Here is a 13,959-nt window from a genome sequence, read left to right as displayed (position 1 = left end):
ACTGAGGCAAGACTCACGCAGTTTGATAAAGACCGACCAACCTGCGCTGCTCGGAGAGTTGGTCCACAAACTCCATCGATGCCACCTTGGGTTGGTTCAAGACACCTTCCGTGCGCAGCCTTGTGTGCCAATCGCAGTTATCCAGCGCTTCCTGCATTCCGCTATCTCTCTTTCCCCTGATAACCAAAGGTTCGGGCATCAAGGCCTGGGCCAGTTGAAAGCTGCGCTCGCCCTCACTGATAAAATGATAACTGTTGTCTACCGGGGAAGGTTCTTGACTCAAGTCCCCAACCAAAGGTTGAGACGCAGGCAGATCAAATTGCTGCCGCAGGACAGCGTCCTTTTCAACATCGTCATGCAGGTGAAACTGGGGCCAATCGCGCACATCCTGAGACAGCAACGCCAAAAGCAGGGCAAACTCACCCCGGCGATGGGACTCAACAGCCAGATTAAGCCGTTCGCCCAATTGCAGTTCATTGATTAAGGAAACATCAGTGCGCATAAAAAAACATCAACAAAACAACTCGTTGTTAGTTAATCGACCAAATGACCACGAACTTTAGCCCTTTTTTTAAAATCGGGCTTTACATGAAAAAGGTTTCTGACTACTATGGCGGCCGCAATTGAGGAGGGGTTCCCGAGTGGCCAAAGGGATCAGACTGTAAATCTGACGGCTCCGCCTTCGAAGGTTCGAATCCTTCTCCCTCCACCATTTGCCTACAATTTAAAAAGACACGAAAGTGAAATCGTGGAGGGGTTCCCGAGTGGCCAAAGGGATCAGACTGTAAATCTGACGGCTCCGCCTTCGAAGGTTCGAATCCTTCTCCCTCCACCATCTTTCACTCTAATGTCTGGCTCCAAATATGTGGAGGGGTTCCCGAGTGGCCAAAGGGATCAGACTGTAAATCTGACGGCTCCGCCTTCGAAGGTTCGAATCCTTCTCCCTCCACCATTTCTTTTATATTCCTTTAGTCAATCTTCCAAGCGTTTTATCTACACCCACTGCGTTTAATTCCATAACAATCAATTATCTAGCATGTGGCTGGGCCTGAATACGCCTGAGTTTTCGCTATCCATTGTCATTACCTTTGGTTATGATTAAGACCATCCTGTTATAAGAAAGAAGAACAACAATGGCCGATCTCTGGGTAAACGAAGCAATTGCCAAAATCGAAGCCGATTTTCAGCGCAGTGCCGACACGCATTTGATTAAACTGGAACTGCCGGCGGTCGCCGGAGTGGATATCTATCTTAAAGATGAAAGCACCCATCCAACCGGAAGCCTCAAGCACCGCTTGGCAAGATCACTGTTTCTGTACGCCTTGTGTAACGGCTGGATCAAACAGGATACTCCTGTCATTGAATCCTCATCCGGCAGCACAGCTGTCTCCGAGGCCTACTTTGCCCGCCTGCTGGGGCTACCCTTTATTGCGGTTATGCCGGCCTCCACCGCCCGCAAGAAGATACAGCAGATAGAGTTTTATGGCGGCCGGTGTCACTTTGTCAATCACTCCAGCGAAATCTACGCTGAGTCTGAGCGGCTGGCGCGGGAGCTGAATGGCCATTATATGGATCAGTTCACCTATGCCGAGCGGGCCACCGACTGGCGCGGCAACAATAATATTGCCAATGCCATTTTCGATCAGATGCAGCGCGAGCCCTTCCCTATTCCCGAGTGGATTGTGATGAGCCCGGGTACCGGCGGCACTTCGGCCACCATTGGCCGTTATATCCGCTATCAACAGCTTTGCACCAAGCTGTGTGTGGTCGACCCGGATAACTCAGTGTTCTATGACTATTTTCAACATAGAGATGCGACCATCACCTGCGAGCAAGGCAGCAAGATTGAAGGTATAGGCCGGCCCAGAGTTGAGCCCTCCTTTATCCCGGGGGTTGTCGACTCCATGTTGAAGATCCCCGATACCGCCTCTGTGGCGACAATCCATTGGCTGGAACAGATCATCGGCCGCAAGACTGGGGCCTCGACCGGCACCAACCTCTATGGCGCCCTGATGCTAGCGGCCGAAATGAAACGCGACAACCGCCAGGGCTCAATAGTGACCCTGATCTGCGATCCCGGTGAGCGCTATCTGGACACTTATTACAACCCCGAGTGGATAGCCGCCAACATAGGGGATATCAGCCAGTATCAAAACAAACTGAAGCTGTTTGAAACCACGGGTGAACTCTGCTGCTAACAACGCGCTTCAGATAACAAAAAGCCGCATCAATGCGGCTTTTTGTCGATTATCACTACGGATTAATCGATATCCAGATACTTGTGAGTCTGGATAGACAAACGCCAGTTGCGTTCGATACAGACTTTCATCGCCAGCGCCGTCGCCCGGCTCTTCTGACTGATGGGCTGCAGGCAGATAGTCTTGTCTTTGAGATCCAATCCCCGCAGCAGTTGATCCAGCTCCTCAATATGAGCCTCGGTCGCCACCGGATGCTTAATCTCATTTGCCCGCTCCAGCGCCTGACGCAGTACCGGCATCCCCCCCTTCATACCGACCTTGGGCGAGACTGTGACCCAGGTATCTGCGCTGCAATTCACCTCAAAGGTGCCACTGGTTTCAATTTGAGTGCGAAAGCCTGCGGCATTAAATGCTTCTGTCATTTCAGTGAGCGGATAGAGACAAGGCTCACCACCTGTGATCACTATATGCTTAGCATTGAATCCCTGCTGTTTGAACGCCTCCAGTAAAGACTTGGCATCATGCTCTGCCCAGCGACCGATACTGCCATCGGTGCGGATCACATCGGCAGGTTTCACCTGATTATGCTCAAGCTTGTCCCAGGTCTGGCGGGTATCACACCAAGGACACCCCACAGGGCACCCCTGCAAACGCACAAAAATGGCCGGAACGCCGGTAAACACACCTTCTCCCTGCAGGGTTTCAAAGACTTCGTTGACGGGGTAGTACATCGGGGTTCCTCATATTTGCCGGGGCGGCATTTATAGAGGAATTTGGCCCCAAGCGCAAGGATGAGCGAATTTTCCGTTTTTTACCCCGCCGGCGCTGACAGCCGGCCAAATTAGGGTAAACTGTGACAATTGAGTCATCCCTTTGAATAGACACTTATGTCTTCATCCAATCAATCGCTTATGTCATCAGAATCAAACGCACCGCAAACCCAAACCGCAGAGCCGCCCCGGAGCACTAAGCCAGCTATTTCCAAGGCGATAGTCGTTTTCAGCGGCGGTCAGGACTCCACCACCTGCCTTATTCAGGCCTTGGCGCAGTATGATGAAGTACATGCCATCACCTTCGACTATGGCCAGCGCCACCGCCAGGAGATTGAAGTTGCCAAACAACTGGCGCAAAAACTCGGCGCCGCCAGTCACAAGGTGCTGGATGTTACTCTACTCAATGAGTTGGCCATCTCGGCCCTGACCCGCGACAATATCCCGGTATCAAACGACTTGATGGACAATGGTCTGCCCAATACTTTTGTTCCCGGACGCAATATTCTGTTTCTGACCCTGGCGGGGATCTACGCCTATCAAATAGGCGCCGATGCCGTCATCACAGGCGTCTGCGAGACCGACTTCTCCGGCTACCCGGACTGCCGTAATGACTTTATCAAGGCGATGGAGTCTGCGCTGGTACAAGGCATGGACAGACAGCTGCGTTTGGTTACGCCACTCATGTGGCTCAACAAGGCCGAAACCTGGGCACTGGCAGATAAATACCAGCAACTGCCACTGGTAAGGGATGAAACCCTTACCTGCTATAACGGCATTCTTGGCAAAGGTTGTGGCACCTGCCCCGCCTGTTTATTGCGTCAAAAAGGATTGGATGAGTATCTGGCGACGCCGGACAGCATCCAGGTGATACTGGCGGCCAAAACTGCGTGAAGCCAAGCTCCGCTTATTTTTCAGGTGTTGTGTTAACAGCCCTGGCGCTGCTGCTGTATTCTCTGCCGCTCACTGAGCTGTTGGCCTTTCGCCGCAGCGCCATAGAACAAGATGAGCTGTGGCGGCTTGTCAGCGGCAATCTGCTGCACACCAACTTCTGGCATTTGCTGATGAACCTCGCCGGGTTTTGGGTGATCCTTTATCTGCATAAGGAACACTATAACGCCCTGGGCGTATTGATATTGACCCTGGCACTGTGTCTGTTTGAAGGTGTAGGGCTTTATCTTTGCTACCCGAAGCTTATGGGTTATGTGGGGCTAAGTGGCATACTGCACGGCCTGTTTGCCTTCGGCGCCCTGGCCGATATTCGCCGAGGTCGCAGTTCCGGTTACCTGCTGCTTGCTGGCGTTATCGCCAAGGTCGGCTGGGAGCAATGGCAAGGGGCGGCAGCTGAAGTCAGCGCCCTGATTGGCGCCAGAGTCGCGGTTGAAGCGCATCTTGTTGGCCTGATTGGCGGTATCGCACTGTTTGGCTTGTGGCGACTGAGTGCTTATAAAGCGCCGAAACTTTGATGCCAAGCCTAAGCATTTAAATAGGGGTTTTTAAATTAGGCTTTTAAATCAAGCTTTTTAAAGTCGTTGACAGATGAACAGCACAAAGAACCCGGCTTTTGCCGGGTTCTTTGTCAATGGGGCGATTTTAGGGAAGGTGCGAACAAGCCCCATGTGTGCTTTAGGCCTTGATAAGCTCCTCTCTGAGCCTTGCCACTTCATCACGCAGCGCAGCGGCCTGCTCAAACTCCAGATCCCTGGCATGCTGGTGCATCTGTTTTTCCAGCCTGTCGATTTCATGCGCCAGATTGGCAGCGTCCACCTGATAAGCCGACTTGCGCTCCGCCACCTTGCGAGCACCCGGCTGGGGTGCTGCCGATGAGGAGGAATCTCCCACATCCATAACATCTGTGATCTTCTTCACCAAGCCCTTGGGCACTATGCCATTGGCCAGGTTGAAGGCGTGCTGTTTCTCGCGGCGACGATTGGTTTCATCCATGGCCTTTGCCATTGAAGGGGTCACCTTATCGGCGTAAAGGATCACCTTGCCGTTAATGTTACGGGCTGCGCGGCCTATGGTCTGGATAAGCGAGCGCTCGGAGCGCAGGAAGCCCTCTTTATCGGCATCGAGAATGCACACCAGAGACACTTCCGGCATGTCCAGCCCTTCCCTGAGCAAGTTGATGCCGACCAGCACGTCGAATACCCCCTTACGTAAATCGCGAATGATCTCTACCCGCTCCACGGTATCCACGTCCGAGTGCAAATAACGCACCTTAACGCCGTGTTCATCGAGATATTCGGTGAGATCTTCCGCCATCCGCTTGGTCAGCGTGGTCACCAGCACACGTTCGTTGACGGCAATGCGCTTGTTGGCCTCAGACAGCAGATCATCCACTTGAATCGCCACCGGCCGCACTTCCAGCTCGGGATCCAACAAACCAGTAGGCCTGACCACTTGCTCGGCCACATCGCCGCCGCTGCGTTCAAGTTCATAACTGCCCGGTGTGGCCGACACATAAATCGTCTGCGGCATCAAGGACTCGAACTCTTCAAACTTGAGCGGTCTGTTATCCAGTGCCGATGGCAGGCGGAAACCGTACTCCACCAGAGTGGTTTTCCTCGAACGGTCGCCCTTGTACATGGCACCTATCTGCGGCACGGTTACATGGGACTCGTCGATGATCAGCAGACCATCCGGCGGCAGATAATCCAGCAAAGTCGGCGGCCCTTCTCCCGGTGCACGCCCGGAGAGATAACGGGAGTAGTTTTCGATACCGGAGCAATAACCCAGCTCTGTCATCATCTCCACATCGTACTGCACCCGCTCGCTGATCCTTTGTGCCTCAATCAGCTTATTGGCATCCAGTAACTGCTGACGGCGCTCTCTGAGCTCGGCCTTTATCTGCTCTGTGGCCGCCAATATTTTTTCTCTCGGGGTCACGTAGTGAGTCTTGGGGTAAACCGTGGCCCGGGCAATGCGTTTACGCACCTGACCGGTCAAAGGGTCGAACAGCGACAGCTGCTCTATCTCATCATCGAACAACTCGACCCGAATAGCATCCCGGTCCGATTCGGCCGGGAAGATATCTATTACCTCACCGCGCACCCTGAAGGTACCCCGCTGCAGTTCAATATCGTTGCGGCTGTATTGCAACTCGCTGAGCCGCTGCAGTATATCCCGCTGGCCCATGATGTCGCCCTGGCGCAGGTGCAGCAGCATCTTCATATAAGAATCAGGGTCGCCAAGACCATAAATGGCTGAAACCGAGGCCACCAACACCACATCACGCCGCTCCAGCAAGGCTTTGGTGGCCGAGAGTCGCATCTGCTCAATATGAGCGTTGACCGAAGCATCCTTCTCAATAAAGGTGTTGGTCGAAGGCACATAGGCTTCCGGTTGGTAGTAGTCATAGTAGGAAACGAAGTATTCCACCGCGTTATGGGGGAAAAACTCTTTCATCTCACCGTAGAGTTGCGCCGCCAACGTTTTATTGGGCGCCATAATGATGGTTGGCCGCCCTTGATTGGCAATCACATTGGCAATGGTGAAAGTTTTTCCTGAGCCGGTAACCCCCAGCAAAGTCTGGTTGGCGAGCCCGGATTCCAGGCCATCAACCAGTTTGGCAATGGCGGAGGGCTGATCTCCGGCAGGAGAATACTGAGACTCCAAACGAAACGGCGTAGCTGACACTTTAATGCTCCTTCGGTTAAGCCTTTCATTTTACTCATTGGGCCGAATTACGCCAAGCCAAAAGCCGCATTACTCCTGCCAACATGATGTCAGCAGCAGCTTGTGCTGAAACTCAGCAACGAGACGGCAGATGTGGCGGCCAAATATAAAAAATCCATCCGAATGAATCACTGAGATGGATTTAATGCACAAGGATTGGCAGATACTTCCTTACAGCTTTGTTACAAAAATCACCAAGCAAACCAAAGCGACTTGACTTTTATATCTTGCTGTTTTTGTTATGTTTATATTTTAGCCTCCCAAATTGACCATTTTAAGTTCAATGCTGATGCCACAAGGGTTTGCAGCCCATAAAGCGGGGAAGCTCACAGGTTTATCCACAGATTTAGTGGATAAGTCAGTGTAACCCTGTAGCCATGGGGGCTTGAGGCATCCGGTTCCATTTATCCTACCCTGGTGGGTATTTTGTAATAAAAGAACATATGAAAGTGTGGTACTCACAAAGCGGATTAAGCTGCACCAAAAATGAACACAAAGTGATTGTGCTACCCTTTTTTGAGCGGTGTTCTATCTTGCTTGAAGCGCTCAGTTTGATGCCCCTTTCATAATCCCCCATGGTATTTATCTATGGCATGGCAGCTCAATCGCTAGAAAAGGGCTCATTAAGGTCGATATCCTTGTTGCAAATGGCAAGAGGTCTGAGTCAAACGCCTGGCACATAAGTGTTTAGCCGTTATTTTTTAAGCAAAAAATATCCATAAAGCAGTTTTATCCATCACTGTGAGCATTAGATAAGCAATTAACAGCTTAATGACACTTTTTTTGGGGATGCGAGTTGACTCCACCCACAGAGCGATTTACTATGCGCTCCGTTCTCAGCGAGACAAGCGAGAAATTGCGATTCCCCTGTAGTTCAGTCGGTAGAACGGCGGACTGTTAATCCGTATGTCACTGGTTCAAGTCCAGTCAGGGGAGCCACTTCAAGCAAGTCTTATGAAAACAATAGGTTAATCCTAGCTAAATTATTCCCCTGTAGTTCAGTCGGTAGAACGGCGGACTGTTAATCCGTATGTCACTGGTTCGAATCCAGTCAGGGGAGCCAATTTAGTTAGCTTGAAATCTGTTCCCCTGTAGTTCAGTCGGTAGAACGGCGGACTGTTAATCCGTATGTCACTGGTTCAAGTCCAGTCAGGGGAGCCACTTCAAGTTTGACCTAAGCGAAATCTGTTCCCCTGTAGTTCAGTCGGTAGAACGGCGGACTGTTAATCCGTATGTCACTGGTTCAAGTCCAGTCAGGGGAGCCACTTCGATTTTCGCTCAGCATCATATTCTATTCCCCTGTAGTTCAGTTGGTAGAACGGCGGACTGTTAATCCGTATGTCACTGGTTCGAGTCCAGTCAGGGGAGCCACCTCACCTCTTTCTGCGTTTTGTATTTATAACAAATACGTATACAATTTCGACAATCGTCTCGACATTGGTCTGAACTCAGATAAAGATGGGCATTTCGCGCTTTTTTCAACTGTTACTATTATTGGGGTTTCTGGCTACCGGCATGGTGCTGCTACAGCAGGAGCGGCAGATTCTGGAGCAGGAAGGTAATGCCCTGTTGCAGCGATTACAACAAGCGCAGGAGCAAGCCCAGGACGCAGATGATGCCGCAATCCTTTACCGGCAGCTGCAGGACACTGCGCCGCTGCAGTTTTTCCAATATACAGATGACGCCGACGGCCAAAATAATCTTACCAGAGGCAGTTTCCTGCCTGAGATGAACTGGCAATATTATTTGTTGCCGTTGCAACTCGAATCCCAATACCGCTTCGCTTCCGGGCGGGTGTTACTTAAGCCCGACCTCAGCCCTCTTAGAGATCAAGGGATCCATACACTCTGGCTCGCAGGATTACGCTTACTGCCTCTTTATCTGGCCCTGGCGTTAATCTTTGCCTTGATGATGGGCCGTCATAAACGCGTCCTCAAATATGCGGCAGAGTATTTAACCAAGATGTCCCAAGGCCAGTTTGATTCTCTGGCACAGAGCCGCTTTCGGGGTGAACTCAAGCCCTTGGGGCAAGCATTGGAGCAAAGTCGGCAGCTGTTCAAGCAGCAGTTTGACAAACTTGAGTCGGAAAACCTGGCACTGAAGAAGCTCGCCTATGAAGATCCGGTAACCGGCTTTGGCACCCGCCAGCACTTCACCGAAAAACTGCAGCAACTGTCTCTTTCCGGCAAATCACAAATTGGAGTGTTAATCCTGGTAAAAGCCACTGAGCTTGGTCATATCAATCAACTGCACGGCCGTCAGGGTGGCGATGACTATCTTGCTCGTGTCGCGGTTTGTATTCGCCGGGCACTCCAGGGCTACAAAAACAGCGAAAGGTTTCGTATTGCCAGTACTGACTTTGCCATCTTTATCCCCTCAATTGTGCTGAAAGACGCGCAAACCTTTGCCACCCAGCTCAAGCGTGAGCTGGAAGAGTATCAAGCAGAACTGCAAACAGACTCCATTGCCCATACAGGTATAGTGGCCTACGCCAGCGACAAAGATCCCATGGGTATTCTCGCCATGGCCGATACCGCCGCCAACGTCGCGCAAACCTTGGGCCCTAATGCGGTGCAGTTCCAGGATAAGAATATGCTGGATGAAAAACTCGGGGATAACCGCTGGAAACTGGCCATTGAAGACTTGTTGAAGCGCCGGGCGCTCAAGTTTTACCAACAACCCATTCAACCCTGTCGCAGCGAGGTAGATGGTTATCGAGAGCTGCTGGCACGCTTTTACAACAGTGAAGGCAAGTTTCTACCTACAGCCACGGTGATCGCCATGGCCGAACGTCACGGCATGAGTCAGGAACTGGATAAACTGGTACTGCTCAGCGCCTTGAAACTACTGCAGAGCCTGCCAAACCTCAGCGGTAATATCGGCGTCAATCTGAGCCCGGGTTCAGCCTCCAAAGAAAGCTTTATAGCCTGGGCCCGAGATCTGCTTTCCAAACACCCGAGATTGGCCTCAAGGCTGGTGTTTGAGATCAATGAAGCAGGTATGCAGGGCAATCTGGCCGCCAGTCACAAGTTCGTTCGCGCCATGCACAGCGTCGGCTGCAGGGTATCGGTAGAACGCTTCGGCATGGGCTTTACCTCATTCAAATTCTTCCGAGAGGTGCGCCCCGACTACATCAAACTGGATCCCAGCTATACCCAGGCCATAGATGAAGACACCAATAACCAGTTCTTTGTCCGTATGTTGGTCGATGTGGCCCGTCGCAGTGGTGTCAGGGTGATAGCCTGCGGCATCGAGCGTCAGGAAGAGAAGATGGTGGTAGAGAAATTGCTGGTCGATGGCATGCAGGGCTTCTACATCGCCAAGCCACAACAGTTGGATCCCGCCGAAATGAACAGAAATTAATGCCATTTATGGCCAAATACGGGCGCAAAGAAGGTAAACCCTGCTTTCTATATGTTGTTTATGACCACTGAAACACTGATAATAACCGCTAAGAAATCACAACGCCTGTAATGAGATGAGTGAGTATCTCCTGTTGTTGATTGGCACTGTGCTGGTCAACAATTTTGTATTAGTGAAATTCCTTGGCTTATGCCCGTTTATGGGGGTGTCCAGCAAGCTGGAATCTGCCATAGGTATGTCCATGGCGACCACCTTTGTCATGACCTTGGCAGCCATTCTCAGCTATCTGGTCAACCAGTATCTGCTGCTGCCATTCGATCTGGGCTACCTGCGCACCATGAGCTTTATTCTGGTTATCGCCGTGGTGGTACAGTTCACCGAAATGGTAGTACAGAAAACCAGTGCGACTCTGCATAGGGCGCTGGGGATATACCTGCCGCTTATCACCACCAACTGTGCCGTGTTGGGTGTAGCCCTGCTGAACATCAATGAAAACCACGATTTTATGCAGAGTGCCATCTATGGTTTTGGCGCTGCCGCCGGGTTTTCACTGGTACTTATCCTGTTTTCGGCGATGCGCGAACGTCTGGCGGCGGCCGATGTCCCAGCGCCTTTCAAAGGCAGTGCCATCGCCATGATCACCGCCGGCCTGATGTCGCTGGCCTTCATGGGCTTTACCGGTTTAGTCAAATAGAGTTATGTCTTCCATGCTAATTGCAGTCATTTTATTGTCTCTGCTGGCGCTGGTATTCGGCGTTTTACTCGGCTTCGCTGCCGAGAAGTTTAAAGTTCAGGGCAATCCGATAGTGGATCAGGTCGAAGCCCTGTTGCCACAAACCCAGTGTGGTCAATGCGGCTACCCTGGTTGCCGCCCCTATGCCGAGGCCATAGCCAACGGCGAGAAGATCAATCGCTGCCCTCCGGGCGGTACCGCCACCATGGAGAAACTGGCCGATCTTATGGGGGTCGATCCCGAGCCTCTCGATGCCAGTGTTGAAACCCAGGTCAAAAAGGTCGCCTACATTCGTGAAGAGGAATGTATCGGCTGTACCAAGTGTATTCAGGCCTGTCCGGTAGACGCCATTATAGGAACGGGCAAGCTGATGCACACAGTCCTGACCAGCAACTGCACCGGCTGCGATCTCTGTGTTGAACCCTGCCCTGTGGATTGTATCGATATGATCCCGGTGAAACAGGATCTGAAAACCTGGGACTGGCAGCTTAACGCAATTCCAGTGAAGTTGGTGGAAGAGGACAAGCCGTGCTGACATTACTCGAACAGTTGGATAAAGGAACTCAGTGGCGCCTGACCGGCGGAATTCATCCGCCGCAGATGAAAGACCTCTCCAATGGCAGTTCTATCGGGCGTCTACCGCTTGCCAGTGAATTCTTATTGCCCGTACCTCAGGTTGGTGACAGCGCCGTGCTCGAAGTCAAAGTAGGCGACAGAGTACTCAAGGGCCAAGCGCTGACCCGTGGACTGAGCGCCATGTATCTGGCGGTGCATGCCCCCACCTCAGGCATCATTCGCGCCATAGAGCAAAGACCCAGCAACCACCCTTCAGCCCTGCCGGTATTGACCTGTGTGCTGGAAGCCGATGGCCAGGATCAAGCCATAGATTTTGATCAGCAAGACATCGCAGCATTGAGCCGCGAGCAGATCCTCAGCCGCATTCGCCAGGCCGGGATAGCCGGATTGGGCGGCGCCATGTTTCCGGCTCACATCAAACTCAACCCCGCCAGTGAGATTGAACTGCTGTTGATCAACGGAGTGGAATGCGAGCCTTATATCAGCGCCGATGACAGATTGATGCGCGAACACGCCAGGGAAATTCTGGATGGTATTGAAATTGTTCACGGGCTGCTAAATCCCAAACGGGTAATTATCGCCATTGAGGATAACAAGCCCGAAGCCGTACAGGCAATGCAGCAGGCGCTTGATAGCTGCCACCTGCCCAAGGGAAGTATCAGGATCACTGTGATCCCGACCAAATACCCTTCCGGCGGTGAAAAGCAGCTGATCCAGATCATTACCGGGCAGGAAGTGCCTTCCGGCGCCATTCCGGCGCAACTTGGGATAGTAGTGCACAACGTAGGCACCGCCTTCGCCATTCGTGAAGCCGTTTGCCTGGGTAAGCCTCTCATAGAGCGGGTCGTCACAGTGACCGGCGGCAATATTCCAAAGCCGGGTAATTACTGGGTGCCACTGGGCACGCCCATAGCCCATATACTCGAGCAAAGTGGCTTCACCCCCAGCGGTCAGGATACCGTCATCATAGGCGGCCCCATGATGGGCCACACCTTACCCCTTATTAAGGTGCCGCTGCTCAAAGGCAGTAACTGTATTCTGGTGCCATCTGCCAGCGAGATCAGCCCTCCAGCCGAGGAGAAGGCCTGCATTCGCTGCGGTGAATGTGCTCAGGTGTGCCCGGCATCTCTATTGCCCCAGCAACTCTACTGGCACAGTAAAGCCGAAGAATATGACAAGGCCAGCGCCTACAACCTCAGAGACTGCATCGAATGTGGCTGCTGTAGTTATGTTTGTCCATCGGATATTCCTCTGGTGGAGTATTACCGAGTTGCCAAGGCGGCCATTAAGCGTAATCACGAAGAGAAACAGCTGGCCGAGCAGGCCAAGCAAAGATTCGATGCCAGGCTCAAACGGCTGGAGGCCGAGAAACAGGCCCGGGAAGCCAAAGCCAAGGCCGCAGCCGATAAGCGCCGCGCCGCCATGGGCAGTGGTGAGAAAGACGCCGTTGCCGAAGCCATGGCCAGGATCAAGGCGAAAAAAGCCGCAGAAGCCTCTGTGGTGGCCACCGAAAGCCCGGTAGAAAAAGCCGTGGAAACTGACTCGGCAGTTATCCAGCCAAAGGCGGACAAGAGAAAGAGCGATGTCGCGGCAGCGATTGCCAGGGCCAAGGCCAAAAAGGCCGCTGCACAAGGCACTGTTCCTGCTGAAGAAGTTGCTGATGCGACTACAGATAATGCAGCTGAAGGCACAACACCTGGCTCGGACAAGAAAGCTCAGGTCGCAGCCGCTATCGCCCGCGCCAAGGCGAAAAAGGCCGCTGCAGCCTCAGGGCTGACTGAAACTGGCACTTGCGAAACTCAAGATGCACAGGCCAGCAGCACTCAAGCGACAGCCTCCGAAGCAAGCCAAACCGTAAGCGATGATAGCAAGCAGGCTCGTATCGCGGCAGCGGTTGCCAAAGCCAAGGCCAAGAAAGCCGCGGCGGCGTCTGAGTCAACTCCAGCAACGGATGTCGACGGAGGATCAGCGCAAGGTGCCGAAGTAAACCAAGTCGCAAGCCAAGCAGCAAAACAAGCCACAAGCGATGACAGCAAGCAGGCTCGTATCGCGGCGGCGGTTGCCAAAGCCAAGGCCAAGAAAGCCGCAGCGGCGTCTGAGTCAGCGAAATCAATTGCGGCCGATGATAATGACGGCGAACAAGCGCAAGCCGCCGAAGTAAACCAAGTCGCAAGCCAAGCAGCAAAACAAGCCACAAGCGACGATAGCAAGCAGGCTCGTATCGCGGCGGCGGTTGCCAAAGCCAAGGCCAAGAAAGCCGCGACTGCATCTGAGTCAACTCCAGCAACGGATTTCGACGGAGGATCAGCGCAAGCCGCCGAAGTAAACCAAGTCGCAAGCCAAGCAGCAAAACAAGTCACAAGCGATGATAGCAAGCAGGCTCGTGTCGCGGCAGCGGTTGCCAAAGCCAAGGCCAAGAAAGCCGCGGCGGCAAGTGAACAACCACAGGACAAAGGCGCGGTAAATACGCCTGTTTCGGCTGAAAGTCGGCCTCCAAGCGAGTCGACAACCGCTACCGAGCCCACGTCCGCTGGTAGTACCCCGTCTGATGACAGTAAACAGGCGCGTATTGCCAGGGCAGTAGCCAAAGCCAAACAAAAGGCCAAAGAGAAGGCGCTCAGCGCACAGGAGAAAGATTGAT

General features: G+C 52.7%; 10 protein-coding genes and 8 tRNA genes. 15 read left to right on the top strand and 3 right to left on the bottom strand.

Annotation, left to right across the window (positions count from 1 at the left end; translation table 11 throughout):
- Nucleotides 1-13: 13 nt before the first annotated feature.
- Nucleotides 14-502: a VC2046/SO_2500 family protein gene (locus tag ACF8D4_RS13455; protein ID WP_392465261.1), complete on the bottom strand. Its 489-nt coding sequence runs from the start codon at nucleotides 500-502 to the stop codon at nucleotides 14-16.
- Nucleotides 503-627: 125 nt separating this feature from the next.
- On the opposite strand from ACF8D4_RS13455, the gene ACF8D4_RS13450 reads away from it, so the two are divergent.
- From ACF8D4_RS13450 to ACF8D4_RS13435, 4 genes are all read left to right on the top strand, one after another.
- A tRNA-Tyr gene (locus ACF8D4_RS13450) sits at nucleotides 628-712 on the top strand.
- A gap of 38 nt (nucleotides 713-750) precedes the next feature.
- A tRNA-Tyr gene (locus ACF8D4_RS13445) sits at nucleotides 751-835 on the top strand.
- A gap of 32 nt (nucleotides 836-867) precedes the next feature.
- Nucleotides 868-952 (top strand) — tRNA-Tyr (locus ACF8D4_RS13440).
- Nucleotides 953-1,133: 181 nt separating this feature from the next.
- Nucleotides 1,134-2,198 carry a PLP-dependent cysteine synthase family protein gene (locus tag ACF8D4_RS13435; protein WP_071476208.1) on the top strand — a complete coding sequence of 355 codons (1,065 nt, stop codon included), beginning with the start codon at nucleotides 1,134-1,136 and terminating at the stop codon, nucleotides 2,196-2,198.
- Between the two features lie 62 nt (nucleotides 2,199-2,260).
- Here ACF8D4_RS13435 and queE read toward each other — a convergent pair whose 3' ends face one another.
- Nucleotides 2,261-2,929 (bottom strand): 7-carboxy-7-deazaguanine synthase QueE, encoded by a 669-nt coding sequence (queE, locus tag ACF8D4_RS13430; RefSeq protein ID WP_107004890.1) that lies wholly within the window; start codon nucleotides 2,927-2,929, stop codon nucleotides 2,261-2,263.
- A 180-nt stretch (nucleotides 2,930-3,109) separates the two neighbouring features.
- Here queE and queC point away from each other — a divergent pair, with 180 nt between their 5' ends.
- Entirely contained in the window at nucleotides 3,110-3,862 is a 753-nt protein-coding gene (gene queC, locus ACF8D4_RS13425; RefSeq protein WP_144131121.1) for a 7-cyano-7-deazaguanine synthase QueC, read from the top strand.
- A 29-nt stretch (nucleotides 3,863-3,891) separates the two neighbouring features.
- A complete protein-coding gene (gene rrtA / locus ACF8D4_RS13420; protein WP_392468770.1) occupies nucleotides 3,892-4,434 on the top strand; it encodes a rhombosortase in 543 nt (180 codons plus the stop codon).
- A gap of 160 nt (nucleotides 4,435-4,594) precedes the next feature.
- Here rrtA and uvrB read toward each other — a convergent pair whose 3' ends face one another.
- Complete coding sequence (uvrB, locus tag ACF8D4_RS13415; protein WP_208191826.1) at nucleotides 4,595-6,607, bottom strand: excinuclease ABC subunit UvrB; 2,013 nt, start codon at nucleotides 6,605-6,607, stop codon at nucleotides 4,595-4,597.
- Between the two features lie 902 nt (nucleotides 6,608-7,509).
- Between uvrB and ACF8D4_RS13410 the strand changes: the two genes are divergently transcribed.
- From ACF8D4_RS13410 to rsxC, 9 genes are all read left to right on the top strand, one after another.
- A tRNA-Asn gene (locus ACF8D4_RS13410) sits at nucleotides 7,510-7,585 on the top strand.
- Nucleotides 7,586-7,633: 48 nt separating this feature from the next.
- Nucleotides 7,634-7,709 (top strand) — tRNA-Asn (locus ACF8D4_RS13405).
- A 22-nt stretch (nucleotides 7,710-7,731) separates the two neighbouring features.
- Nucleotides 7,732-7,807 (top strand) — tRNA-Asn (locus tag ACF8D4_RS13400).
- Nucleotides 7,808-7,835: 28 nt separating this feature from the next.
- Nucleotides 7,836-7,911, top strand: a tRNA-Asn gene (locus ACF8D4_RS13395).
- Between the two features lie 30 nt (nucleotides 7,912-7,941).
- A tRNA-Asn gene (locus ACF8D4_RS13390) sits at nucleotides 7,942-8,017 on the top strand.
- Between the two features lie 87 nt (nucleotides 8,018-8,104).
- Nucleotides 8,105-10,009, top strand: a complete 1,905-nt coding sequence (locus ACF8D4_RS13385) for an EAL domain-containing protein (RefSeq protein ID WP_392465259.1) — start codon at nucleotides 8,105-8,107, stop codon at nucleotides 10,007-10,009.
- Between the two features lie 115 nt (nucleotides 10,010-10,124).
- Entirely contained in the window at nucleotides 10,125-10,703 is a 579-nt protein-coding gene (rsxA, locus tag ACF8D4_RS13380; RefSeq protein ID WP_025010232.1) for an electron transport complex subunit RsxA, read from the top strand.
- 4 nt (nucleotides 10,704-10,707) lie between these two features.
- The gene (rsxB, locus tag ACF8D4_RS13375) at nucleotides 10,708-11,277 is read left to right on the top strand and encodes an electron transport complex subunit RsxB (protein ID WP_025010231.1); all 570 of its coding nucleotides are present in this window, start codon (nucleotides 10,708-10,710) and stop codon (nucleotides 11,275-11,277) included.
- Nucleotides 11,271-13,958 carry an electron transport complex subunit RsxC gene (rsxC, locus tag ACF8D4_RS13370; RefSeq protein WP_392465256.1) on the top strand — a complete coding sequence of 896 codons (2,688 nt, stop codon included), beginning with the start codon at nucleotides 11,271-11,273 and terminating at the stop codon, nucleotides 13,956-13,958. Before rsxB ends, rsxC begins: the two co-directional genes overlap by 7 nt.
- The last annotated feature ends 1 nt before the right edge of the window (nucleotide 13,959 follow it).

The organism is Shewanella sp. YQ_9, from assembly GCF_043103185.1.
Classification (GTDB): Bacteria; Pseudomonadota; Gammaproteobacteria; order Enterobacterales; family Shewanellaceae; genus Shewanella; species Shewanella algae.
Note: the sequence above shows the minus strand (reverse complement) of the source record. Positions and strands in the feature narration are given on the sequence as shown.

Coding starts and splice junctions, on each gene's coding strand:
- rsxA (WP_025010232.1), top strand. CDS start 10,125: ATGAGTGAGTATCTCCTGTTGTTGATTGGCACTGTGCTGGTCAACAAT.
- ACF8D4_RS13455 (WP_392465261.1), bottom strand. CDS start 502: ATGCGCACTGATGTTTCCTTAATCAATGAACTGCAATTGGGCGAACGG.
- ACF8D4_RS13435 (WP_071476208.1), top strand. CDS start 1,134: ATGGCCGATCTCTGGGTAAACGAAGCAATTGCCAAAATCGAAGCCGAT.
- rsxB (WP_025010231.1), top strand. CDS start 10,708: ATGTCTTCCATGCTAATTGCAGTCATTTTATTGTCTCTGCTGGCGCTG.
- ACF8D4_RS13385 (WP_392465259.1), top strand. CDS start 8,105: ATGGGCATTTCGCGCTTTTTTCAACTGTTACTATTATTGGGGTTTCTG.
- queC (WP_144131121.1), top strand. CDS start 3,110: ATGTCATCAGAATCAAACGCACCGCAAACCCAAACCGCAGAGCCGCCC.
- queE (WP_107004890.1), bottom strand. CDS start 2,929: ATGTACTACCCCGTCAACGAAGTCTTTGAAACCCTGCAGGGAGAAGGT.